The organism is Pseudomonas putida (genome assembly GCA_041071465.1).
Lineage (GTDB): Bacteria > Pseudomonadota > Gammaproteobacteria > Pseudomonadales > Pseudomonadaceae > Aquipseudomonas > Aquipseudomonas putida_P.
In genome coordinates, this window is sequence record CP163498.1 from 5,744,262 (window position 1) to 5,768,222 (window position 23,961).

The following is a 23,961-nucleotide window of genomic DNA, read 5'->3' on the forward strand; positions in this document are numbered from 1 at the left end:
GCGCCATCTGCCGTGGAGTGTGTTATGCGCCAGCCTGCCCAACTTGCCTTGACCTGCCTGCTGGCCCTGGCCGCGACGTTGTCGGCGCCCTTGGTGTGCGCTGCAGAACCGTTGCAGGTGCGCATCGGCTACCTGGGCTATCGCCCCGACCCCGGCCCACTGCTGTCCAACATCATCCCCGAGCCTGCCGACGCCGGCCTGCAAGGGGCGGAACTGGCGATTGTCGACAGCAACAGCACCGGGCGCTTCCTGAAACAGCACTTCCAGCTGACCAGCGCCACGGTCGACAGCCCCGAGGCCCTGCTGCAGGCCGCCAACGCCCAACATGACCAAGGCCTGCGCCTGTTCGTGGTGAACGCCCCAGCAGCCAGCCTGCGCGCGCTGTCCGCCGCCCTGCCCGACAGCCTGTTGTTCAATGCCGGCAGCCCTGACGACAGCCTGCGCAGCAGCCAGTGCCTGGGCAATGTGCTGCACAGCCTGCCGGGCCGGGCCATGCTGGCCGATGCCCTGGTGCAGTTCCTGGTGCTGCGCAAGTGGCAGCGGGCGCTGCTGGTGGTCGGCCAGACCGAGGACGACAAAGCCTACGCCGACGCCCTGCGCCGCGCACTGAAGCGTTTTGGTGTGCAACTGGTCGCGGAAAAAACCTGGACCTTCGACAACGACCAGCGCCGCAGCGCCCAGGCCGACATGCCGTTGTTCACCCAAACCGCCGAATACGACGTGGTGCTGGTGGCTGACGAACGCGGCGACTTCGGCGAATACCTGCCCTACCAGACCTGGTACCCGCGCCCGGTGGCCGGCACCCAGGGCCTGACCCCCACGGGCTGGCACAAGACCGTGGAAACCTTCGGTGCGGCCCAGCTGCAAAAGCGCTTCGAGGCCCAGGCCGGGCGCTGGATGAACGACCGCGACTTCGCCGCCTGGATGGCTGTGCGCAGCGTCGCCAGCGCGGCCAGCAAGCTGCGCCAGGCCGAACCACGCGCGCTGCAGCAACTGCTGCTCAGCGAGCAGTTGCCGTTGGACGGCTTCAAGGGCCGCAAGCTCAGTTACCGCCCATGGAACGGTGAACTGCGCCAGCCGATTGCGCTGGTGCAGCCGCGGGCCCTGGTCAGCACCTCGCCGCAGGAGGGCTTCCTGCATCCCTTCAATGAAATGGACAGCCTGGGCTACGACAAGCCCGAAGTGACGTGCAGCTACCCCTGACCCAACAACCACAACAACAAGGAATTCGCCATGCGCCGCCCCTTCTTCCACCGGGCCCTGCTCTACCCCAGCCTGCTGTCGGGCGCCCTGGCGCTGGCCTGCGGGCACGCCACGGCGGCCACCGCCTGGGTCTCCAACGAAAAGGACAACAGCCTCAGCCTGATCGACATGCAAACACTGCAAGTCACCGAAACCCTGCCGGTGGGCCAGCGCCCGCGCGGCCTGCTGCTGTCCCACGACAACAAGCTGCTGTACATCTGCGCCAGCGATTCGGACCGGGTGCAAGTGATGGACGTGGCCACCCGCAAGATCATCAAGGAGCTGCCCTCCGGCAAGGACCCCGAGCAGTTCGCCCTGCACCCCAATGACCGCTGGCTGTATGTGTCCAACGAAGACGATGCGCTGGTGACGGTGATCGACACCGTGACCGACAAGGTGCTCGGGCAGATCGACGTCGGCATCGAACCTGAAGGCATGGCGGTCAGCCCCGACGGCAAATGGGCGGTCAACACCAGCGAAACCACCAACATGCTGCACTGGATCGACACCAGCACCCAGACCCTGGCCGACAGCACCTTGGTCGATCAACGCCCGCGCTTCGTCGAGTTCGACAAGGACGGCTCGAAACTGTGGGCCTCGGCGGAAATCGGCGGCACGGTGACCATCCTCGACGTGGCCACGCGCCAGGTGCTGAAAACCCTGAACTTCCAGATCAAGGGCGTGCACCCGGACAAGGTCCAGCCGGTGGGCATCAAGCTCAGCGCCGATGGCAAGTACGCCTTCGTCGCCCTGGGCCCGGCCAATCATGTGGCGGTGATCGATGCCAAGACCTACGAGGTACTCGACTACCTGCTGGTCGGGCGGCGAGTCTGGCAGTTGGCCTTTACCCCGGACCAAAGCCAGTTGCTGGCCACCAACGGTGTCAGCGGCGACGTTTCGGTCATCGATGTGAAGAACCTCAAGGTGCTCAAGTCGGTTAAGGTCGGGCGCTACCCCTGGGGTGTGGTGGTGACACCATGAACGCCCTCGATGTAAGTGACGTGAGCTTTGCCTATGGCGCGCGCGAGGCACTCCGGCAGGTCGGTTTCAGCCTGGCGCCCGGGCGTTTTGCCGCGTTGCTGGGCCCCAATGGTGCCGGCAAATCGACCTTGATCGCCCTGCTTACCCGGCTGTACGACCTGCAGCACGGCGACATCCGCGTGTGCGGCTGCTCGCTGCGCAACGCTGCACGCCCGGCATTGCGCCAGTTGGGCGTGGTGTTTCAACAAAGCACCCTGGACCTGGACCTGAGCGTTGAACAAAACCTGCGCTACCACGCCGCGTTGCATGGCCTGTCGCGGCGCCAGAGCGACCAGCGCGTCGAAGCCGAACTGGCCCGCCAAGGCCTTGGCGAGCGCCGGCGCGATCGAGTGCGCGAGCTGAACATCGGCCATCGCCGCCGGGTGGAAATTGCCCGCGCGCTGCTGCATGAACCACGCCTGCTACTGCTCGACGAGGCCAGTGTGGGCCTCGACCCGGCCAGCCGCCTGGCGCTCAACCAGCACCTGCGTCGGCTGTGCCGCGAGCAGCAACTGAGTGTGTTGTGGGCCACCCACCTGCTGGACGAAGTGCAGCCCAGCGATGACCTGTTGATACTGCATCAGGGGCGCCTGGTGGCCAGTGGCACGGCCGATGCGCTGAGCCTGGAGCACGGCGGCGACCTCGACAACGCCTTTGCCCGCCTGACCAGCACCCCTTCAGGAGCCGACGCCCAATGAACGCCTACTGGCAATGTTTCAACGGCATCATGCTGCGCGAATGGCTGCGCTTCGTGTTGCAGCGCACGCGCCTGCTCAGCGCCCTGGTGCGCCCACTGCTGTGGTTGCTGGTGTTCGCAGCCGGCTTTCGCGCGGCGCTGGGCATTGCCATCATCGAGCCTTACGACACCTACATCCCCTACGAGGTGTACATCATTCCGGGCCTGGCCGGCATGATTCTGTTGTTCAACGGCATGCAGGGCTCACTGTCGATGGTGTATGACCGCGAGATGGGCAGCATGCGCGTATTGCTGACCAGCCCGTTACCCCGGCCGTTTCTGCTGGCCAGCAAGCTGTTGGCGACCTCGTTGATATCCCTGCTGCAAGTCTATGCCTTCCTCGCCATCGCCTGGCTGTACGGCGTGCAGCCACCGGCTGCGGGCTTGCTGCTGGCGTTGCCGGCCTTGTTGCTGGTGGCCTTCATGCTCAGCGCCCTGGGGCTGTTGCTGTCGAACGCGATTCGCCAACTGGAGAACTTTGCCGGGGTGATGAATTTCGTGATTTTCCCGCTGTTTTTCCTGTCTTCAGCGTTGTATCCGCTGTGGAAGATGCGCGAGGCCAGCCAGTGGCTGTATTGGCTGTGCGCTGTGAACCCGTTCAGCCATGCCGTGGAGCTGGTGCGGTATGCGCTCTATGAGCGCCTGAACCTGCTGGCACTGGTGGTGTGCCTTGGGTTGACCGCATTGTTCACGCTGCTGGCGATACTCACCTTCAACCCCCAGCATGCGGCGCTGCGCAAGCCCCGCTGATCAACCAGGCTTGTGAGTGCGCCTTTCTTGTGGCGGCGGCCGCCTACTACTTTAGTACTGCCTTTGCTGTCTGATCGTCGCATTCACAACGCACCACCACTGGCATGTAATGGGCCTATAACAAAAAGGATAAAACCATGCCACGTGCCCCGCGCCCCCTGCTGGCTGCCCTTACGCTGTGTCTGTCACTGGGTATCGCCCACGCCGACACCGCGCCGTTGTTTACCGCCGAGGGCTATCGCGCCACCCTTTACCGCAGCCCGACCCCGCAACAGGTCGAAGGCGGCCAGGTCATCGACACCGCCACGCTGCAGCACCTGCTGGGCCAAACCCCCAGGCCGGTGCTGATCGACGTCTATCGCCGCCAATGGCTGCAAGGGCGCTTCATCGAAGACGAGCCGCACGCCAACCTCCCCGGCAGCCTATGGCTGGCCAACACCGGCGACGGCGAACTGACCCAGGCCTGGCAGGACTACTTCGTGCGTAACCTGCACAAAGCCAGCGCCGGTCACCCGGAGCAACCACTGGTGTTTTACTGCCGCTCCGATTGCTGGTTAAGCTGGAACGCGGTAAAACGCGCGAAAGCCCTGGGCTATAACAACCTGTATTGGTACCGCGACGGCGTGGATGCCTGGCAGCAAGCCAACCTGCCATTGCAGCCGGCGCAACCAGTGCCCTTCCCCTGAATTGCCTGCCTGCGCATGCGTGCCCCGCTCCATCCAATAAAAACAAGGTGAAAAGGCCATGTACAAAATTTTGATTGCCGACGATCACCCCCTGTTTCGCGAAGCCATCCACAACGTCATCAGCGATGGTTTCCAGGGCAGTGAAGTCATGGAAACCGCCGACCTGGACAGCGCCTTGGCACTGACTCAGGCACACGACGACCTCGACCTGATCCTGCTCGACCTGAACATGCCCGGCATGCATGGCCTCAACGGCCTGATCACCCTGCGCAACGAGGCACCGACCACGCCGGTGGTGATCGTTTCGGCCGAGCAGGAAAAGCAAATCGTGCTGCAGGCCATTACCTACGGCGCCGTGGGTTTCATCACCAAGTCCTCGCCACGCTCACAGATGATCGAAGCGATCGAGCAAATCCTCAATGGCAATGTGTACCTGCCGCCCGACATCATCCGCGCCCAGAAAAGCAGCACCAGCCGGCGCCACAACGACGCCCCGAGCTTCCCGCCGGAAATGCTCCAGGCCCTGACCCGCAAGCAGCTGCTGGTGCTCGAGCGCATGACCAAAGGCGAATCGAACAAACAGATTGCCTACACCCTGGATATCGCCGAAACCACGGTCAAGGCCCATGTTTCGGCGATATTGCGCAAACTCAATGTGCACAACCGGGTGCAGGCGATCCTGAGTGCCGGCGATATCGATTTCGCCGATTACCTACGGCGTTGACCTGCACCGGCCAGCAAATGGCTCATCGCTGTCTTGAGCTTCATCGGCCGCACCGGCTTGTGCATCAGGGTGTGGCCTAGCTCACGGATCTGTTGCTTGAGGTCGTTGCTGTAGTTGGCGGTGATCATCAGTGCCGGTAGCGGCTGGGCGCGGCGGGCATTGATCCGCGCCACCGCATCGACACCATTGCAATCGTTGTCCAGGTGGTAGTCGGCAATCAACAGGTCGGCCTCGGCGTGGTAGTTGTCCACCTGGCGCGCCAGGTCTTCCTCCGACAACGCGGTGACCACCTGGCAACCCCAACCCTCCAGCAAGGTGCGCATGCCGGCGCAAATCGCCGCATCGTTATCCAGCACCCACACCCGTGCACCACGCAGGCGCTCGAGCATCGGCTCGCACATCGCCTGGCTCGGTTGGGCCTTGGGTGCCGTGGCGCTCAGCGGCACTTCGACCGCGAACACAGAACCTTTCCCAAGCCACGAACGCACGCGGATCCGGTGGCCGAGGATGCCGGCGATCTTCTCCACGATCGCCAGGCCCAGGCCCAGCCCGCGGTCCTGGTCCGGGCGTTGCACATCACCGCGCTTGAATTCCAGGAACATGTCTTCCAGGTGCTCCTCGGCAATGCCGATGCCACTGTCCCATACCTCGATCCGCAGGCCACCACGCAGGCGCCGACACCCCAGCACCACACGCCCGCTGCGGGTATAACGGATGGCATTGCTGAGCAGGTTGCGCAGAATGCGCGCCAGCAACTGGATGTCGCTGCGCACCACGGCAGAACAGCCCACGAAGTGCAGCGCCAGCCCTTCGCTGCGCGCCACCTGGGCGTATTCGGCGGCTAGGTTGTCCATCAACTCGCTGAGGGCGAACGGGGCGACATCGGCTTTGATCACGCCGGCATCGAGCTTGGATATATCCACCAGGGTGCCGAGCAGGTTCTCCACATCCTGCAGCGAATTGCTGACATTGCGCACCAGGTGGCCAGCGTTCTGCGGCTCACGGCGTTCGAGCAGCGCACTGGTGAACAACCGCGCCGCGTTCAGCGGTTGCAGCAGGTCATGGCTGACCGCGGCCAAAAACTTGGTTTTCGACAGGTTGGCCTGTTCAGCTTCGCGCTTGGCCTCGCGCAGGCGCGATTCTGCCTGGCTGCGCTCTTCGATTTCGCGCAGCAACTGGTCGTTGAGGCTGGTCAGCTCGGCGGTGCGTTCGCGCACCCGTTGCTCAAGGTGCTGATAGGCCTGGTGCAGCGCCTGGGCGGTGTTGCGGCGTTCGGTGATGTCGCGGATCAGCACGAAAATACCCACCACTTCGCCGCTGGCCAGGCGGTTAGGCACGTAGGAGCGCAGCATGTAGCGCTCCTGGCCGTTGATATTGGTTTCGGCAAACTCGAAGGTTACGCTCTCCCCCGCCAGCGCACGTGCCACATAGGCTTCCAGGCGCTGGTAATGCTGCTCGCTGTGGGCCTCACGCAGGCTCTGGCCAAGCATCACCCCGTGCGGCCAGCAATACCATTCTTCGTAAACCTTGTTGGTGAACTCATAGACCAGATCAGCGTTCAGGTAAGCGATCAGTGCCGGGACGTTGTCGGTGATCAGGCGAATCTGGTGCTGGTGGGCAGTCTCGGCACGCTGCCGGGCCTCGCTGAGCAAGCGGTTGACGGCCTTGAGTTCCGCCATGGCCTGGTTCAGCGCATCGGTGCGTTCACGCACCTGCTCGGCCAGCACCACCGAATGCTGGAAAGCGGCGTAAGGGTCGTTGCCACGGGTTACCCCGGACTCGATGCGTTCGATCAGCGCGCCGTTGATGCGCTGCAGCTTGTGGTTCTGATGCTGCAGCCGGGTAACCTCGGCCTGCAGTTCAGCGACCGACAGGCGGCCGGTTGCGGGCAATGGCGACCCCGGTAAAGGTCTGGTTGATGTGCATGCCATTGAACTGTTCTCCGTAGGTGTTGAAGCCAATCACCCGTTGCTCGCGCAGGAACGCACCGACTGGCTCCAGGCCGTGCCGGGCCTCCAGTTCCAGGCGCCGCAGGAAGCAATCACAACCGATGGTCAGCAGCAACGGGCCGAGCCGCTGGTGCAAACCGTCGAATAGCTGGTGCAGGTTCGGCAACAACGGGCCTGGGGTCATGGCCGTCAGCACGATGCCGTTCTCCACCGCGCAGTAGAAGCTCAGGCTCAGGTCCGGGTGCACCTGCTGAATCGCCCGCACGTAGTACTGATCGTGAATGCGTACCGCCAGCGGGTGGGCGGCGAACACCCGGTGATCAAGTGCGGCCACCGGCACGCCGATATGGCGGGCGTACTCCTCGGCAGCGGGCTCGGCATTCAGTTCGAAAACCCGGCGCTGAGCACTGTCGGCCCCGGTGACCACCAGTTTTTCCTGGCGCGGCAGAATGTGGTGCGTGGTGAACACTTCAAAGTCCAGCCAGGTGTTGACCAGCACCACCACCGCTGCGCCGTTGTGGAATGCTCCGGCGTAGTACACATGGGTGCGGTTCAGGTAGTTGTCATCACCGGCCGATCCACCGAAGTGCGGGATTTCCCCCAGTGCTGCGCTAAGGGCCGCGAGCACCATCTCCTCGCGGCTGGACAATCCATCGAGCAGGGTCAGGGCAAAGCTGTGGCCCTTGATGGGCGCCAGGGTATTGCTGCGGCAGGTGCCGACCAGGCGCTCGACCATCTGCTGCGCATCAATCAGGCTGAAGCGCTCCATTTCATCGATCAACTCGGTGGCGATGGAAAAGTGCCGGTGATCGAAGCCCACCGCCGTCACGCAATTACGGCCGTAGCCTTGCGGGGTGATTTCGCCGGCGCTGGTGCAACCGACCAGTCGAATACCGCCAAAATCCTGCTCCAACGCTTCGCCCAAGGCCTGCAAGTCGTATTCGGCGGAACAGAAGAACAACACGAAACCCAAGTGCGGGTGCAGCAACTGCCGCGCCAGGTCCTGAGCTGCCAGCCGTGCGTCGGTTGCCTGGGACATGGCGCTGACCACACCGTCGTTTTGGGCCTGCTGCATCGTGGTCTCCGGCGCGGGGTGGCTGAGGGATCAGTGTACGAAGGTGGGTACGGGGGACGAATGCTACTTGGGTAGCGGGTGGGCGGTTCCATGGGAGTACTGTTGTCAGCCTGTCATTGCAGGGGCCGCTTCGCGGCCCCCACCACTCACCAGGTCAGCACCGCGCCCACCGCAAAGGTATCGGTGTCTTCGTTCTGGGCACTGGTGTCATGCCCGTCAATGGAGAACTGGTTGTACTCGGCCACCAGTTTGAGGTTGTCGTTGATGTCGTGGAACAACGCCACGCCGCGGGTTTCGTAGTCTGCCCCGCTGCCCACCGCGCCATTGCCATCGTCCTTGGTCTTGCCATAGGACAGCGCCACGCGGTTCTTGCCGAACTTGTACGAGCCCTGCAGCAGGTAGCCGTCACTGTCGACATTGCGCAACACCGGTTCGCCAGCATTGTTGGTGAAGAATGGGTTGATGCCCTTGGCCTGGAACCCAGAGCCGGTCAGCGACCAGCCGCCCATTTTCGCCTGCACCCCGTACCCCACCCCTTTGGAGGTGATCGTCTCTACTGTCGAGTCCGTGTTGTCAGAGGTCTGGTAACTGCCGTTGACCCAGCTGTAGATCTGCGCGCCACCCAGGTCGAACTGGTAGGTGATCTCGCTCTCGGTGCGGGGGTTTTCCTGGTAGGCCTTGCCGGTGGGGCTGCTGTCGTTGGTGTCCACCGGGTCCATGATGCCCACCGCCACCCGCAGGCCGTCCATCACCGGGGTGCGGTAGGTGATCTGCGAGGTGGGGAACGGGTACGGGTAGCCGCTGCCGATGTTGCCGAACGAAACCCCGCCGCCATCCACCAGCCCCAGCGTGTCGCTGACCTGGCCATAACCGGCCAGCAGTTCGTCGAGCAGGATGTTGGAACGAGCGAACAGCCCGAAGTCCTTGCCGATCAGCACCTCGCCCCATTCGGGGTTGGCCACCGTGCCGTAGAACTGACGCACGTCGATGGCGGTGTCGGTGCCGTTGGTTTCACTGTCGTTGATGGTTACCCAGAACGAGGCACGCGCACCGAGCTTGAGGTCATCCACCTGCTTGCCCATGTTGAAGCCCAGGTAGTTGGGCAAGAAACCCATTTTCACCCGCGATTGGCGGCGGTCGAACTGTTCGCCCTCACGGTCGACCTTGCTGTTGACGTAGAAGGCGTTGATATAGCCATCGGTGGAAAACGTCGTCTGGTCCTTGTCGTACAGCATGATCTCGGCCTCGGCGACACCGCTCAGGCCCAGGGCAGAAACACTGGCAATGGCGGCGGCGAGGAAACGAGGCGGCAGGTGCTTATTGTTGTGCATGGCGCGCTCCAAACGGGGACTGGATGTCGGAGGCGATTATCAGAAGTGGGCAAATTGCCAGATACGCTGCTTTGGCGCGATTGGGTGGGTGCTTTGGAGCGGCGGGTATGGCGTGATGATTCGGACCCAGTACCTGCCTGGGCCGGGGCGCAAGACTTAGGGTGTACACATCAGTAGCAGGCGGGTATCAATACGCCTGAACGAACTGGGGGCCGCCTTGCGGCCCCCTTATCGCGTTACTTCAGGAAGCCAGCGCCTGCGAGCGTTGGCGCACGGGCATCTCATAACGGTGCGGTTGTTGCCAGGCCAGCCGCGCCTGCACATCGGCCGCCGCGTCTATCACCTTCTGCGCCCAGTTTTCATCCTTCGGGCACACCACCACCACGCGAAAACCGTGGTCGACGCCCTCCAGCCGCACACCTTCGGAATCATCGACATGCAGGTCGATGTCGAACGCCGATGGCAGCTTGGACGGCGAATTTTCCAGGCCTTTCTGCGCCAGGATGTGCTGGTGCCGGTCACTGTTGACCACGCCATCGACATGGATGCCGTACAGCATCAACCAGCGGCGGATGTAAGCCGGGGTGCGCCCCGACGAGGTGTAGATCCAGATGCTGCAGCCTTGGCGGCGCAGATCGCGAATCAGCGAACGGGTGCCGCTGCGCAGGGGCTCGCCGAGCCAGCGGTGGACGAAGGTTGGCAGCTTGCTGTCTTCGGCGGCGGCGTGCTCGGGCAGGCAGGCGAGCGTGTCGTCGATATCGAACGAAATGCGCACCTGGCCACGCTTGAGCTTGCGTTCGATGGCTTGGCGCCCGCGTGCGAACATGGATGACCGTTGCATCAGCGGCGCCCCTCACAGGCGGGCACGGGTGTGCCGCTCAGGAAGAACTTGCCGGGCTCAGGCGCCTTCGCTTCAAGGAAAGCGGCGTACTTTTTCTTGATCTTGGGGAGTTCGTACAAAGCCTTGACACCGTGTTTAGCGGAGTTGCGTATGACCGAGGACGGGTTGAAGTAACCCTCGGCGTTATCCAGCGACAGCACGAATGGCGGCAGCCCGGCACGCATCAGCAAGTAGCTGACGATGAGCGAACCGGTGCGGTTGTTGCCTTCGATGAACAGCTGCGGTTTGCTGAGGATACGTACATACACACCGGCTGCCCGCTTCCAGATCGAATCGCTGCGGTACGAGCAGTACCAGTTGTACAAATCCTTGATGCCACCTTCCACGTTGTTGAAAAAGTGCGCCTCGGTTGCGGCAAGGTGCGGGGCGAACTCCAGGCGGCGGGCCGGGTCGCTGCCGCACAGCACGGTGGCATTGATTTCCAGCATCAGGTTCAGCTGTTGCAGGTCGAAAAGGTCGATACCGCGAGCGACATAGTCGTCAATCAGGGCATAGCCTTCAAGCACATTCAGCAGCACCTCGTCGGTGAACGGGTCGCGCGGTTCGGTGAAATGCTGGCTGAGTTCTGCAAAGCGGCCCTGCACCTCGCGCAGTGCGCGCTCTACCGCTGACAGATCAAGACGACGCATCGCTCGCATTGGAAATCCTGGGTAACACTTTAACGGAAGGTAACGCGGCCAGGTGTTGCAACCTCCCTGGCTGCGACACCCGGCCACCTTGGGCATGCATGGCTCAGCTGAATTTGCCGCTGATGTAGTCGCTGGTCAGTTGTTCGCGCGGGTTCTGGAAAATCTGCGCGGTAGGGCCCATCTCGACCAGGTAGCCGGTGCGCGTGCCCTGGGAGATATCGACCGAGAAGAACGCCGTGGTGTCGGCCACACGAATCGCCTGCTGCATGTTGTGGGTCACCAGCGCGATGGTGTAGTCCTTCTTCAGCTCGACCATCAGCTCTTCCACCCGGCGGGTAGCGATCGGGTCGAGCGCCGAGCACGGCTCGTCCAGCAACAGCACTTCTGGCTCGGTGGCAATGGCACGGGCAATGCACAGGCGCTGTTGCTGGCCACCGGACAGCGACAGGCCGCTGACCTTGAGCTTGTCCTTCACTTCGTCCCACAGCGCGGCGCCTTGCAAGGCGTGCTTCACGCGATCACCCAAGTCGCCTTTGTAGCGGTTCAGGCGCAGGCCGAAGGCGACGTTGTCGAAGATGCTCATCGAGAACGGGTTGGGCTGCTGGAACACCATGCCGATGTAGCGGCGTACCACCACCGGGTCAACGCCCTTGCCATAAACGTCCTGGCCCAGGAAGTGCACATGGCCTTCGAAGCGGAAGCCCTTCACCAGGTCGTTCATGCGGTTCAGGCTACGCAGCACGGTACTCTTGCCGCAGCCCGACGGCCCGATGAAGCCGGTGATCTCGTTCTTGCGGATCGGTACATGGCTGTCACGCACGGCCATGAAATTGCCGTAGAAAATCTTGTCCAGCTTGCAGTCCATGACGATCGGGGTAGCTTCACTGACCATGGGAGCGGCTCTTTGCGCAGTGGATACGTTCAAGTTGGATGCTCCCTTTCTCAATACTTGGGCTTGCCGAAGACTCGGCTCAGAATGTTGATGACCAGCACGATCATTACCAGCACCAGCGAGGCCGCCCAGGCGAGCTCGAGCTGGTTGTCGAACGGCATGCCGGAGAAGTTGTAGATCAGCACGGCGAGCGAGGCCGTAGGGTTCATGACCGCCAGGCTACCGTCGTGGTAGATCCAGTAGTTACTGAACAGTGCGGTGAACAGCAGTGGCGCGGTTTCACCAGCGGCGCGGGCCACGGCCAGCATCACGCCGGTGAGGATGGCCGGCAGGCCGGTGGGAAAACAATCTTCCAGATCACCTGGGCGCGGGTGCAGCCCATGCCGTAGGCAGCGTCCTTCATGATCTTGGGCACCATCTTCATCGACTCTTCGGCGGTCAGCACCACGATCGGCAGCATCAGCACCGCCAGGGCCACACCGCCTGCCGGTGCCGAGTAGGTACCGGTGGTCATCACCACCAGGGCGTAGGCAAACACGCCGGCCAGGATCGACGGCAGGCCGGTAAGCATCTTGGCGGCAAAGCGCGCGGCGTTGGCCAGCTTGCTGTCCGGGCCTAGCTCGGCCAGGAACACCGCGGCCAGGATACCGACCGGTACCGCGATGGCGGCGGCAATACCGACCATGACGAACGTGCCGGCCATGGCGTTGCCAAAACCGCCACCCATCTCGAAGCCGGTGGGCGGCAACTCGGTGAACACTTCCAGGTTAAGGCGTGCACCACCACGAGTGATCAGCATGTACAGCACGGAAATCAGCGGCACGCTGGCCACCAGCGCCGCCAGCCAGGCCAGGGTGGTCAATACCAGGCTGCGCAGGGCACGGCCTTCCAGCTTGCGCTGCAGGCTGGGCAACGCGGCCACAGGGGTCGTCAGGTCAGTCATTGTTTGTTACCCCGCTGGGCGTAGAGCATGATCATCGAGCCGAGCACGTTCACCAGCAGCGTGATGAACATCAGCACCAGTGCCGCGTACATCAGCACTTCGACCTCGTTGGGGCCGGCCTCCGGGAAGTTCAGCGCCAACAGCGCCGCCAGGGTATTGGCCGGGGCGAACAAGGAAAGGGAAATGGTGTTGGCGTTGCCGACCAGCATGGCCAGCGCCATGGTTTCACCCAGCGCACGGCCCAGGCCCAGCACCAGCGATCCGAAGATGCCGGTAGCGGCCGATGGCACCATCACCTTGAGGATGGCTTCCCAATGGGTAGTCCCCATGCCATAGGCAGCCTGCTTGGTTTTCATCGGCACGCTGGTCAGCGCATCCTGGGAAACCGCAGCGATGGTCGGCAGGATCATGATCGCCAGTACCAGCGCCGCTGGCAGCAGGCCGGGGCCACTGAGGGAGGTACCGAAAAACGGGATCCAGCCCAGCTCGCTGTTCAACCAGGCGGTCAGCGGGCGAATTGCCGGGATGACCACATAGATGCCCCACAGGCCATAGACCACGCTGGGGATGGCGGCGAGCAGCTCGACGATGGTGCGAAACACCGCGGCGAGCTTGGCCGGAAGAAAATCCTGGGTAAGGAAAATGGCCATGCTGACGCCGAAGAAACCGGCGATCAACAGGGCGATCAAGGCGCTGTAAAGCGTACCCCAGATCGCTGGCAGAATACCGTACTTGCCTTGGTTGACGTCCCAGACGCTGCCAAACAGCACGTCAAAGCCGTGCTTTTCGATGCCAGGCAGTGCCTTGCGGCCCACTTCGTAGACCAGCGCGAAGACCAGCGCCAGCACCAGCACCACACCAATGCGCGCAAGCGCACGGAAGGTGCGATCGACCAGGAAGTCTTTCGCAGACGGTGGCTGGCACGCGGAGTCTGGGTTATCCGGTATGGCAAAGGGTGTGTTCATTGGCGAGTTCCGGGACAAGGGACAAACACCCCCGGCATGGCGTCATGCCAATACCGGGAGCGCCTGGGTATTACTGGATGTTGGCGGACGCTTTACGCACCTGGTCGACGACCGAAGCAGGCAGCGGGATGTAACCCATCGAGTCGGCGATGGTCTGGCCTTTGGTCAGGCTGTACTCGACCATTTCACGCATGGCCTTGGCCTTTTCCGGGTTGCCGTTGTCCTTGCGGAAGATCATCCAGGTGTAGGAAGTGATCGGGTAGGACTTGGCGCCATCCGGGTCCGGCAGCCAAGCCACCAGGTTTTCCGGCATGTTCACCGCAGCCAGTGCTTCGGCACCGCTCTCGGCATTCGGCACGACGTATTGGCCAGCCTTGTTCTGCAGCACGGCGAAGTCGACCTTGGCCAGCTTGGCGAAGCCGTACTCGATGTAGCCGATGGCACCTGGGGTCTGGCGGACGGTGGCGGTTACGCCATCGTTTTTCGGCGACTTGATGAACTTGTCGGTGGCCGGCCAGTTGACGGTGTTGCCTTCACCCAACCCTTGCTTGAAGTCAGCGTTGATGGCCGACAGGTGCTTGGTGAAGACCGCAGTGGTACCGCTGGAGTCGGCACGCACGACCACGGTAATCGGGGTGGCAGGCAGTTTCAGCTCAGGGTTGGCCGCGGCGATTTGCGGGTCGTTCCACTGGGTGATCTTGCCGAGGAAAATGTTGGAATACACATCGCGCGGCAGCTTCAGCCCTTTCGGGTTGCCCGGCAGGTTGTAAGCCAGGACGATTTCACCGGCGGTCATTGGCAGCAACTGCACGCCTTCGCCAACCTTGGCAATGTCTGCTTCGCTCATGGCCGAGTCGCTGGCGGCGAAGTCGACGGTTTTGTTCAGGAAGTCCTGAACACCCGCCCCGCTCCCTTTGGACTGGTAGTCAACGGTGACGCCAGCGGTGTTCTTGCTGAAGTCCTTGAACCAGGTCAGGTAGATCGGTGCAGGGAAGCTGGCGCCGGAACCAGTCAGGCGGACGTTTTCTGCAGCAAAGGCTGCCGAAGTGGCGCAAAGGGAAACCGCAACGGCGAGTGCAGCAGACTTCATCAGGCGTTTCATCAAAAAGTGCTCCGTGTGATGGCCGGCACACTTTGCATCAGCTGTGTTACAGCTTTGTGACTGTTGAATGGCATCCGCGTGTTAGAGCGCTTTACCTGTGCCATGACGGCAACTTGATGTCATGCCTTGGTAACCGAAGCGGACTATCACTTGGCCATTTCCGCTAACGAGAGCCTTTGCCATGACCGCCACAGAACACGCCTTGATGCGGCGCATCCACCGCGAACTGCTTGACCACAGCGATGAAGAACTGGAGCTGGAACTGGCCGAAGGCGGCCATGACCTGAATGCGCTGTTTGATGAACATGTCGAGGATGGCAGCGAAAAAGCCGCACGCAGGACTTACTTTCGCGAGCTGTTCCGCCTGCAAGGGGAATTGGTAAAGCTGCAAAGCTGGGTGGTCAAGACCGGCCACAAGGTGGTAATCCTGTTCGAGGGCCGTGACGCGGCTGGCAAAGGTGGCGTGATCAAGCGCATCACCCAGCGCCTCAACCCCCGTGTCTGTCGGGTGGCCGCCCTGCCCGCCCCCAATGATCGCGAACGCACGCAATGGTACTTCCAGCGTTATGTTCCGCATTTGCCGGCGGCAGGCGAAATCGTGCTGTTCGACCGCAGCTGGTACAACCGTGCCGGCGTGGAAAAGGTCATGGGCTTTTGCAACGACGACCAGTACGAGGAGTTTTTCCGCACGGTACCGGAGTTCGAACGCATGCTCGCCCGCTCAGGCATCCAGCTGATCAAGTACTGGTTTTCCATTTCCGACCAGGAACAACACCTGCGCTTTCTCAGCCGCCTGCACGACCCGCTCAAGCAATGGAAGCTCAGCCCCATGGACCTGGAGTCACGCCGGCGCTGGGAGGCCTACACCAAGGCCAAGGAAATCATGCTCGAACGCACCCACATCGCCGAGGCACCCTGGTGGGTGGTACAGGCCGACGACAAGAAAAAAGCCCGGCTCAACTGCATCCACCACCTGCTGGGGCAAATGCCTTATGAAGAAGTGGAGGTGCCGATGATCGAGCTGCCGCAACGGGTCAGGAAGGAGGACTACATTCGCAACCCGACGCCGATGGATATCATCGTGCCGCAGATTTATTGACGCCTGTCAGCCCAACGCATTGGGGCCGCCTGGCGGCCCTTGGTTTTCTGCATGTATCAATGTTGCACTGGGCTCAACCAATTCCCGCGATATCCGCCTCGTCGGCATCCCGACAACGGTTGCGGCATGCACATTGAAACTCAGCTTCGGCGCGTGTCGGGTAGTGCAGGCTCAGACGCAGCTTTTCTTGCGTGTCATACAAGTCATAGCCCGCCGCCAATGTGGCGGGAAAGCCAAGGTTGCGTGGATAGATTTCTTTCTTGAGCGGCACCGCTGGAACCACCACAAAGCGCGTCTGCATGATCATCCCTCTCCCGGCAGTACCTAAGTATTAGTAGCAATGCGGGAAAGCATCAAGTTGACTCATGCAAACTTTGCTCTTTCGCCAGAATCAGTGAAGCAAACCCTTCAGTACCTTCAGCACGATGATTGCGCACAAGCCCAACAGGCAGACCACCCCGACGCCATAGAACAGCGTTCGCCAGGGCTGCACCCCCGCCAGATAGGCCCAAGTGTGCAGGGCCCTGGCGCAGGTGAACACGATGCTTAACCAGGCACCGAGCGCCGCCGGTGTGTCGAGGGCGATGGCCAAGCCACCAAGGGCGAAGAAGGACGGGATATTTTCCAGGTCATTGGCCCATGCCTTGGCTGCACGCAACACCTGCGGGCGTTCCGTGGCCTGTGCGGCGCGTTTGAATACAGCGGCGTCCTCCGGGTTGGTGAAGGCCACGAAACGCAAGCGGTGATAGCCCTGATAACAGGAAACCAACAACATCTTGAGAAACAGCACGACCACGCACAACGCGTACACCTGCAAGGCACCGCTCATGGCTGTCGCCCTCCGGCAACGCCTCGTATCACCAGGTACAACAACGGCCCCAGCGAAACGAAGACAACGGTCAGCAGCAGGTAAGGCAGCACCGCGACGCCGGCACTGCCCCGTAGTCGGTTGTCTTTGACCATCCACAGGCAAGCCAGCCCCGCCATGAGGTACAGGTCGATGACTACCTGGGCAGTGTCCGGCCGGGACAACAGCGCCAGCCCGAACGCCAGCAGTGATTGCTCGGCAATCAGCATCGTCCAGCCGGTATACAGCGAAAACAGCATCAGCACTGCCAGCGCGCAGATACGCAAGCCCATATCGTTCTCCTTGGTAGGGTTTGCGGGCACAGTAGTGGTAGGGTTGTTGGCGCTCAATGACCAGTGAGGTCATGTACATTGCACTCAAGGACGATCAGGCCACGCATGAATCAGCACCTGTTCCATCGCAATAGCCCTGCCCCACATACTTCGGCAGGCCAGCATCTACGCCACCTGCGTCGGCAGGCCAGCCTCAGCCAGCTGGACCTGGCGCTGCTGGCGGGGCTGTCGCAGCGCCATCTGAGCTGCGTGGAGACCGGCCGCGCCAGGGCCAGCCCGAGCACCTTGCATGCGCTGCTTTCGGCCCTTGGCGCGCCGTTGGAGCTGTGCAATGAAGTGTTCGTCGCTGCCGGCTACGCGCCCCGCTACGCGGCCTCGCCACTCGATGCGCCCGAGTTGGCGCTGGTGCAAGCCGCCATTGAACACATCCTGCAGGTCAACAACCCCGCACCTGCGATCGTCATCGACAGCAACTGGGACGTCATCGCCGCCAATACCAGTACCGGGCTCTTGTTGGCGATGGCCGGCGTTACAGCACAGCCGGCCACAGGCCTCAACCTGCTGCAGACACTGCTCTGCCCCGGCGGCCTGGGCGATCATCTGGCCAATGCGCAAGAAATTCGCAGCGCTGCCTGGCAACGTGCGTCCAGGGAGGCGGCAGGCAACCCGGCGCTGGCAGAGCGCTTGGGCAAACTGCCGATTCCGGGCAGCCCGCTCGAAACGGCTGCCACACCAGTGCTGCTGACGCGTGTGCATAGCCCCTATGGCGAGCTGAGGTTCCTGTCCACGTTCACCACCTTCGGCATGCCGCTGGATATCACGGTGGAATCACTGCGCATCGAACACCTGATCCCCGCCGACCCACAGACCCGGCAGAGGATGCAGGCGGCGTTCGAGCAATGGTCGGCCGTTACAGCGTGAACGACAGCACCTGGCCAAGGAACCTGGCGCTTATCCGATACCCGGTTCCATCCAGGTCAAAGGGCTGGCACATGGCCCCCGTGGTCACCACATCACCTGCCTTCAAGGTCTCGCCGCGTTCGGCGGCATGTGCATAAAGGTGGGCCAGTGACACCCGCGGGTCGGTCGCCGCTTCGCCCGACAGGCCACGCGCCCGCAATTCACCGTCTACGTGCACCTCGGTGGTTTCGGCCAGGTCGGCCAACAGCGGTACAGCGATGCCTGCGCCCAGGCTGCTGCCGACCACCAGCGCCTCGAAGCCTACGTTGTCTGCCACAAAGCTCGGCCAGCCGACCGCCTTGCGGTCGACAAAGCGCGAGCGCACCACTTCGAAGGTGACGCAGGTAGCGCGGATGTCCTCACTGACCGGGGCCCGCCCAGCTTGTGGCGGGATATCACGGTCAAGCACGAAGGCGATCTCGCACTCGATGGTCACCGGTGTAATGGCCGGCAGTTGGATGTGTGCGCCATCCGCATGACAACGCCCCGCCTCCAGCTGGCCAATCAGTGGCCGCGACAAGTTGGCTGCTCGCATGGCTGCGGGGCTGCCGACGCCCAGCTTCCAACCTGCGCGCTGGCCAGCGGCAGCGGCAAACAACTGGTCCTGGCTGTCATAACCTTGCTTCAACGTCTCAGGCTTGAGGCTGGCGGGCAGTTCCGTCAGCAGGTCACCACTGCGCCAGTGCTGCATTAACAGGGCTGCGGTGCGTTGGTGTACGAAGAGCGAACTGTTCATCAAAACCTCATGGAAATGGGCGATGGCGGGCAACAGATGCTAGGGCCTGAAATTGATGAGGGTAAATATATTGTCATGATGCCTGGCATAACAAGCCGTTATGAATCGGCATGACGATCACTGATCCGTTGAAACCGGCTGCTTCAGCAACAGTACATAAGCCATCGCCGCCACTGCCGCCACCGCTGCACTGATCAGGAATGCCGAAGCGAACGACCCGGTCTGCTGGATGCTGAACCCGGTCACGATCGGTGCCACCGAGCCCGCCAGGTAGCCGCCGAAGTTCTGGATCGAGCCAAACGAGGCCACACGCTGGCTGTCAACCACCGTATTGGCGATCATCCAGGCGGTGGAGCTGGCCATGTTCACACTGAACAACGCGCAGCACAGCAATGCCACGCTGAGCATGAAACCGCTACCGAACGACAACGGAACGGTAAATGCCGCCGCCGCGAACAACGCCGTCACCACGACCCGCTTGCGGCTACCCAGCACGCTGGCGCCGTTTTTCACCAGGCGGTCGCAGATGCGTCCCGCGACAATGGTGCCCAGCGCACCGAACACATAGGCCAGCGAAACCACCCAGGCCGTCTGGTACAGGCTCAAGCCATGCTCACGTTCGAAGTAGCCCGGCAACCAGGTCAGGTGCAGCCACAGCATGTAGATCACCCCCATGAAGCCCAATACAGCGCCCCAGGTGCTCTTGTGGCGGAACAACTCGGCCCACGCCGCCAGTTGTGCCCGCAGGCTCGGCCTGGCACTTGCCTCCGGCTGTTTACACGCCTGGGTCGCCAGCAGCCGCTCACGCTCTTCGGCAGGCAGTTCGGCCAGGTAGCGCGCCTTGCTTTTGTAGAAGGCGAACCAGCAGGCGGCGACCAAGATGCCAAACACCCCGGTGACGATGAACATGCCGCGCCAGCCCCAGGTGACCATCAGCAACGTGAGCAACGGCGGCGCCAGGCACGGCCCAATGCAGGTCGATGACAGTACGATGCCGGTCGGCGTCCCCGCTTTTCGGCCTCGAACCATTCTGCCAGCGCCTTGGCCGCCGACGGGAACATCGGCGCTTCGCCAATCCCCAGCACCACCCGCAGCCCGATAAACGCTGAGAAACTGTTGATCAGGCCGGAAGCCGTCTGCGCCACCGACCAGCCCAACAAGGCCGCCCCCAGCGAGATCTTGCTGCCCAGGCGGTCGATGATCATGCCCAGGGGCAGTTGCGAAAAGGCATACGCCAGGGAAAACGCCGACAGCAGAATGCCCATCTGTGACGGCGTGATACCCATGTCGCGCTGGATCGACGTGTTGGCGATCGACAGCGCACTGCGGTCGACATAGTTGATGATGCCAATCACCAGCAACAGGCTGACGGTGATGACCTGATACTTTCTGAAGGGGTTCGCGCTGGCGACCGCTTCCGGCGAACCTGCAAGCTCGGCTTGCGCGTATTTGCTATTCATGGGCGTTCACTTTTGTTGTTATTGGAAGAACCGCAAGTAACGGCTTACATGGACGCTGCAAGCAACCCCTGGTAGTCCTCGGCAGACGCTTCGCGCGGGTTGGTGCGGTGGCTGTGGTCGGCCAGCGCGCCCTGGATGATGCGCGGGAACAGGTCCTCGCTGACGCCCAGCTCGCGCAGCCCGGTCGGCAGGCCCAGCGTGCGGGTCATGTTGCGGATGGCCTCTTCGATCTGGCTGTCGTCCGCCAACCCCATCGCCTGGGCGATGCGTTGCATCTTGTGCTCGTCAAGCACCGTTTCGGCCTGGCGGTTGAAGGTGATGACGGCAGGCAGGAAGATCGCATTGAGGGTACCGTGATGCAGGCGCGGGTTGATCCCGCCCAGCGCATGGCTAAGGCTGTGCACGCAGCCCAGGCCCTTCTGGAAAGCCAACGCACCTTGCAGCGAAGCACTCATCATGTTGATGCGCCCGTCCAGGTTGCCCGGTTCGCGGGTGGCGCTCTCGATGAAGCGCCAGGCGCGCCACAGGCCGTCAAGGGCAATACCGTCGGCAGGCGGGTTGAATACAGGGGCCATGAAGGTTTCCAGGCAGTGGGCAATCGCATCCATGCCAGTGGCAGCCGTGAGCTGTGCCGGCAGGCCAAGGGTCAACGCCGGGTCACAGATGGCAGCCTTGGGCACCACATGGGCGAGATCACCCCCACCTTGCGCCCGTCATCCAGAATCAGGATGGCGCCCCGCCCTACCTCGCTGCCCGTGCCGGCGGTGGTCGGTACCGCAATCACCGGCGCGGTTGCCGGGGTGATGCGGGCCAGGCCGCCCTCGATCACCGCAAAGCTTTTCAAGGGGCCATCGTGTCGGGCACACACCGCCACCCCTTTGGCCAGGTCGATCGCCGAACCGCCGCCAATGGCGATGATGCCGTCACAGCCGCACTCCTTGAACATGGCCACGGCTTCACGCACGGCATTCTCGTTGGGGTTGGGTGGCGTACCGTCATAGATCGGCAGTTGCGCGGTGCTGTCGCCGAAGGTGTTCAACGCCGTATCGACAATACCGGCAGCGCGCACGCCTCGGTCGGTCACGATCAAAGGCCTGGTTATACCAATGCGCTCGCACTCGGCAGGCAAGCGGGCGATGGCGCCGATTTCGAATTGAATCTGGGTGACGTAGTTGATCAGGGACATAAGGCTTGGCAGGCTCCTGGCTTTATTGTTCTGGGCGTCTCAACCGCAAGGGAAGCGACGCTGTGCAGCGCCAGTATAGGAATGCACGGCTGGCCATGGTATTGAGAACAATCCATATCGGTATAACCAGGACGCATACCCGATGACCCCCTCGCTCAATTCGATCATGTCCCGCCTGCACGCCCGCCACCTGCGCTTGTTGATCGAGCTGGACGAGCACCGCTCGCTGCTCGGTGCAGCAGGCAGCGTCGGGCTTACCCAGCCTGGTGCCAGCAAGGCATTGCAGGAAATCGAAACCACCTTCGGCACCGTGCTGTTCAACCGCACCAACCGCGGGCTGGAGCCTACGGCCGCGGGGCACTGCGCCATCCGCTACGCCCGCGTGGTACAGACTGATATCGCCAACCTGCGGCATGACCTGGATGCCATCCTGCGTGGGGTTGGCGGCCGGCTGGCGGTGGGGGCGATCATGGGCGCCGTGCCGTTGCTGATGAAAGCCGTGTCTCAGCTGGCCGGCATCCAGCCGCAGATGTCGTTCGAAATCATCGAGGACACCAGCCAGTCATTGCTGGCGCAGATCGAGAGCGGCCGCCTGGACATCGCCCTGTGCCGCACCAGCGTCAGCAACACGCCACAGTTGTTCGCCAGCACCTTTGTCCAGGATGAGACGCTGGCGGTCATCGCCAACATCGACCACCCGTTAAAGCATGCGGCAAGCCTGAGCCTTGCCGAGCTGGCCGAGAGCCGCTGGATCGTGTACCGGGCCAACATGCCGATGCGCGTGCAACTGGAGCGCGAGTTCCACGATGCCGGGCTGCGCTTCCCGCTGCACCTGGTTGAAACCACCTCGATCCTGGCAACCTTGTCGTTGTTGCAAAACCGCCCTGACTTCGTCGCACTGGTGTCGATCGACGTGGCCCGGCAATGTGCGATGAATCAACAGGTCAGCATTCTGCCCCTGAGCATGGGCTCGGTCAGCGACCCCTACGAGCTGGTTACCCGTAAAGGCAGCCAGGCGACACCGGCCATGGACAAGCTCAGTGAACTGCTGCTGTTGCAGGGCCGACAGTGCAACAACAGTTAGTTGGGTTTTCAGGCAGATACCCCTCGAAACACTAAGCTAAAAGCCTGATTTCATTGGCTTTAAAGGTTGGCACAGCAGCTGCAACGTGAAGGTATCCGCCTACACGACGAGTTGCTCATGCCTGCCCCTACCGTATCCGCCAACTACGAAATCCGCACGCCAGCGGCGCACATCATTCGCGATGACGCCGAGGCGCTTGCCGTCGCCCATCAAGTCGCCGAACTGCTGCGCGAGGGCGCAGCCGAACGCGACCGCAACCGCGAAGTACCGGCCGACATCGTCGACGCCTTTTCCAACAGCGGGCTATGGGGCATCACCGTGCCGCGGGCCTACGGTGGCGCCGAAGTATCGTTCGCCACGCTTGCCCGCGTGATCGCCATCGTCTCCGCTGCCGACCCATCCCTTGGGCAAATTCCGCAAAACCACTATTGCCTGCTCGAAGACATACGCCTGCAAGGCACGCCAGAGCAGCAACGCTACTTCTACGACCTGGTATTGCAAGGGCACCGATTTGCCAACGCCCTGTCGGAAACCGGCGGCAAAACCGTCCAGGACATTCGCACACGCCTGGTCGCCGAGGGCGATGGCTACCGCATCGACGGGCGCAAAGGCTACTGCACCGGCTCGCTGTACGCCCATTGGCTCGGCGTGCTGGCCCTGGACGAGCAGGACCGTGCCCAACTGGCCTTCGTGCAACGAGGCAGTGCCGGCCTGGTGATCGTCGATGACTGGAGCAGCATGGGCCAGCGCACCACGTCCAGCGGCACGGTGCTGCTCGACGGCCTGCGGGTGCCGGCATTCAACCTGTTCCCCAGCTACCGCTCCTACGAAAGCCCGACCCTCGCCGGCCCCTTCGCTCAGTTGACCACAGCGGCCATCGACGCCGGCATCGGCCGCGCAGCGCTGGACGACACCCTCGCCTTCGTGCGTGAGCATGCCCGGCCGTGGATCGATGCCCAGGTCGACAAGGCCAGCGAAGACCCATTGACCATCATCCAGGTCGGCTCGCTGGAGATTCGTCAGGAAGCCGCCGAAGCCCTGCTCGAACGTGCAGGCCAGGCCCTGGATGCGGCCAAACCCGCCCCTGATGAAAACAACGTGGCCCTGGCTTCGATTGCAGTGGCCAAGGCCAAGGTACTGACCACCGAGGCCGCCATCGAAGCCAGTAACCGCCTGTTCGAACTGGGCGGCACGCGCTCGTCGCTGACCCGGCACAATCTCGACCGCCACTGGCGCAACGCCCGCGTGCACACCCTGCACGACCCGGTGCGCTGGAAGTACCATCTGGTCGGTAACTGGGCACTGAACGGCGTCAAGCCGCCTCGCCATGACTGGAACTGAGGCCACGCCA

Annotated in this window: 22 protein-coding genes and 3 pseudogenes; 10 read left to right on the plus strand and 15 right to left on the minus strand. The window is 62.5% G+C overall.

What is annotated here, in order from left to right; translation table 11 throughout:
* The first annotated feature begins 24 nt into the window (after positions 1-24).
* From AB5975_26350 to AB5975_26375, 6 genes are all read left to right on the plus strand, one after another.
* Positions 25-1,203: an ABC transporter substrate-binding protein gene (locus AB5975_26350; protein ID XDR19950.1), complete on the plus strand. Its 1,179-nt coding sequence runs from the start codon at positions 25-27 to the stop codon at positions 1,201-1,203.
* A 30-nt stretch (positions 1,204-1,233) separates the two neighbouring features.
* Positions 1,234-2,223, plus strand: a complete 990-nt coding sequence (locus tag AB5975_26355) for a YVTN family beta-propeller repeat protein (GenBank protein XDR19951.1) — start codon at positions 1,234-1,236, stop codon at positions 2,221-2,223.
* Positions 2,220-2,960 carry an ABC transporter ATP-binding protein gene (locus AB5975_26360; protein ID XDR19952.1) on the plus strand — a complete coding sequence of 247 codons (741 nt, stop codon included), beginning with the start codon at positions 2,220-2,222 and terminating at the stop codon, positions 2,958-2,960. Before AB5975_26355 ends, AB5975_26360 begins: the two co-directional genes overlap by 4 nt.
* Entirely contained in the window at positions 2,957-3,748 is a 792-nt protein-coding gene (locus AB5975_26365) for an ABC transporter permease (protein XDR19953.1), read from the plus strand. The genes AB5975_26360 and AB5975_26365 overlap by 4 nt, the downstream gene beginning before the upstream one ends.
* Positions 3,749-3,885: 137 nt before the next feature.
* Positions 3,886-4,434 carry a PQQ-dependent catabolism-associated CXXCW motif protein gene (locus tag AB5975_26370; protein XDR19954.1) on the plus strand — a complete coding sequence of 183 codons (549 nt, stop codon included), beginning with the start codon at positions 3,886-3,888 and terminating at the stop codon, positions 4,432-4,434.
* Between the two features lie 58 nt (positions 4,435-4,492).
* On the plus strand, positions 4,493-5,158 hold the full coding sequence (locus tag AB5975_26375; protein ID XDR19955.1) for a response regulator: 666 nt from the start codon (positions 4,493-4,495) through the stop codon (positions 5,156-5,158).
* On the opposite strand, the gene AB5975_26380 is transcribed toward AB5975_26375, so the two are convergent.
* The 9 genes and pseudogenes from AB5975_26380 to pstS all read right to left on the minus strand — a co-directional run bounded on the left by AB5975_26380 (position 5,143) and on the right by pstS (position 14,945).
* Positions 5,143-7,050, minus strand: coding sequence for a NahK/ErcS family hybrid sensor histidine kinase/response regulator (locus AB5975_26380; GenBank protein XDR19956.1), 1,908 nt, complete (start codon positions 7,048-7,050; stop codon positions 5,143-5,145). The two genes, AB5975_26375 and AB5975_26380, sit on opposite strands and share 16 nt — an antisense overlap.
* Positions 7,019-8,182, minus strand: a complete 1,164-nt coding sequence (gene nosP / locus AB5975_26385) for a nitric oxide-sensing protein NosP (protein XDR19957.1) — start codon at positions 8,180-8,182, stop codon at positions 7,019-7,021. Before nosP ends, AB5975_26380 begins: the two co-directional genes overlap by 32 nt.
* Positions 8,183-8,328: 146 nt before the next feature.
* Positions 8,329-9,513 (minus strand): porin, encoded by a 1,185-nt coding sequence (locus AB5975_26390; GenBank protein ID XDR19958.1) that lies wholly within the window; start codon positions 9,511-9,513, stop codon positions 8,329-8,331.
* A 241-nt stretch (positions 9,514-9,754) separates the two neighbouring features.
* Positions 9,755-10,354 (minus strand): hypothetical protein, encoded by a 600-nt coding sequence (locus AB5975_26395; protein XDR19959.1) that lies wholly within the window; start codon positions 10,352-10,354, stop codon positions 9,755-9,757.
* Positions 10,354-11,052 carry a hypothetical protein gene (locus tag AB5975_26400; GenBank protein XDR19960.1) on the minus strand — a complete coding sequence of 233 codons (699 nt, stop codon included), beginning with the start codon at positions 11,050-11,052 and terminating at the stop codon, positions 10,354-10,356. Before AB5975_26400 ends, AB5975_26395 begins: the two co-directional genes overlap by 1 nt.
* Before the next feature lie 94 nt (positions 11,053-11,146).
* The gene (pstB, locus tag AB5975_26405; protein ID XDR19961.1) at positions 11,147-11,935 is read right to left on the minus strand and encodes a phosphate ABC transporter ATP-binding protein PstB; all 789 of its coding nucleotides are present in this window, start codon (positions 11,933-11,935) and stop codon (positions 11,147-11,149) included.
* A 50-nt stretch (positions 11,936-11,985) separates the two neighbouring features.
* Positions 11,986-12,878: pseudogene (pstA, locus tag AB5975_26410) on the minus strand (phosphate ABC transporter permease PstA).
* Positions 12,875-13,843 carry a phosphate ABC transporter permease subunit PstC gene (gene pstC / locus AB5975_26415; protein ID XDR19962.1) on the minus strand — a complete coding sequence of 323 codons (969 nt, stop codon included), beginning with the start codon at positions 13,841-13,843 and terminating at the stop codon, positions 12,875-12,877. The pseudogene pstA and the gene pstC overlap by 4 nt, the downstream one beginning before the upstream one ends.
* 70 nt (positions 13,844-13,913) lie before the next feature.
* Complete coding sequence (pstS, locus tag AB5975_26420) at positions 13,914-14,945, minus strand: phosphate ABC transporter substrate-binding protein PstS (protein XDR19963.1); 1,032 nt, start codon at positions 14,943-14,945, stop codon at positions 13,914-13,916.
* Positions 14,946-15,126: 181 nt separating this feature from the next.
* On the opposite strand from pstS, the gene ppk2 reads away from it, so the two are divergent.
* Positions 15,127-16,044, plus strand: coding sequence for a polyphosphate kinase 2 (ppk2, locus tag AB5975_26425; protein XDR19964.1), 918 nt, complete (start codon positions 15,127-15,129; stop codon positions 16,042-16,044).
* Between the two features lie 73 nt (positions 16,045-16,117).
* Here the strand turns inward: ppk2 and AB5975_26430 are convergent, their stop codons facing one another.
* The 3 genes from AB5975_26430 to AB5975_26440 all read right to left on the minus strand — a co-directional run bounded on the left by AB5975_26430 (position 16,118) and on the right by AB5975_26440 (position 17,184).
* A complete protein-coding gene (locus tag AB5975_26430) occupies positions 16,118-16,351 on the minus strand; it encodes a hypothetical protein (GenBank protein XDR19965.1) in 234 nt (77 codons plus the stop codon).
* Between the two features lie 84 nt (positions 16,352-16,435).
* A complete protein-coding gene (locus AB5975_26435; protein ID XDR19966.1) occupies positions 16,436-16,873 on the minus strand; it encodes an MAPEG family protein in 438 nt (145 codons plus the stop codon).
* Positions 16,870-17,184, minus strand: coding sequence for a DUF2834 domain-containing protein (locus AB5975_26440; GenBank protein XDR19967.1), 315 nt, complete (start codon positions 17,182-17,184; stop codon positions 16,870-16,872). Before AB5975_26440 ends, AB5975_26435 begins: the two co-directional genes overlap by 4 nt.
* Positions 17,185-17,289: 105 nt before the next feature.
* Here AB5975_26440 and AB5975_26445 point away from each other — a divergent pair, with 105 nt between their 5' ends.
* Positions 17,290-18,105 (plus strand): helix-turn-helix transcriptional regulator, encoded by an 816-nt coding sequence (locus AB5975_26445; GenBank protein XDR19968.1) that lies wholly within the window; start codon positions 17,290-17,292, stop codon positions 18,103-18,105.
* Here AB5975_26445 and AB5975_26450 read toward each other — a convergent pair.
* The 3 genes and pseudogenes from AB5975_26450 to AB5975_26460 form a co-directional block, all read right to left on the minus strand.
* Positions 18,095-18,880: a 2-keto-4-pentenoate hydratase gene (locus AB5975_26450; protein ID XDR19969.1), complete on the minus strand. Its 786-nt coding sequence runs from the start codon at positions 18,878-18,880 to the stop codon at positions 18,095-18,097. The genes AB5975_26445 and AB5975_26450 overlap by 11 nt on opposite strands.
* Positions 18,881-18,997: 117 nt before the next feature.
* A pseudogene (locus AB5975_26455) lies at positions 18,998-20,340 on the minus strand (MFS transporter).
* Positions 20,341-20,384: 44 nt separating this feature from the next.
* A pseudogene (locus tag AB5975_26460) lies at positions 20,385-21,448 on the minus strand (iron-containing alcohol dehydrogenase).
* A 220-nt stretch (positions 21,449-21,668) separates the two neighbouring features.
* Between AB5975_26460 and AB5975_26465 the strand changes: the two are divergent.
* Together AB5975_26465 and AB5975_26470 are read left to right on the plus strand one after the other, a co-directional pair.
* Entirely contained in the window at positions 21,669-22,610 is a 942-nt protein-coding gene (locus AB5975_26465) for a LysR family transcriptional regulator (GenBank protein ID XDR19970.1), read from the plus strand.
* Positions 22,611-22,727: 117 nt separating this feature from the next.
* Positions 22,728-23,951, plus strand: a complete 1,224-nt coding sequence (locus AB5975_26470) for an SfnB family sulfur acquisition oxidoreductase (GenBank protein XDR19971.1) — start codon at positions 22,728-22,730, stop codon at positions 23,949-23,951.
* The last annotated feature ends 10 nt before the right edge of the window (positions 23,952-23,961 follow it).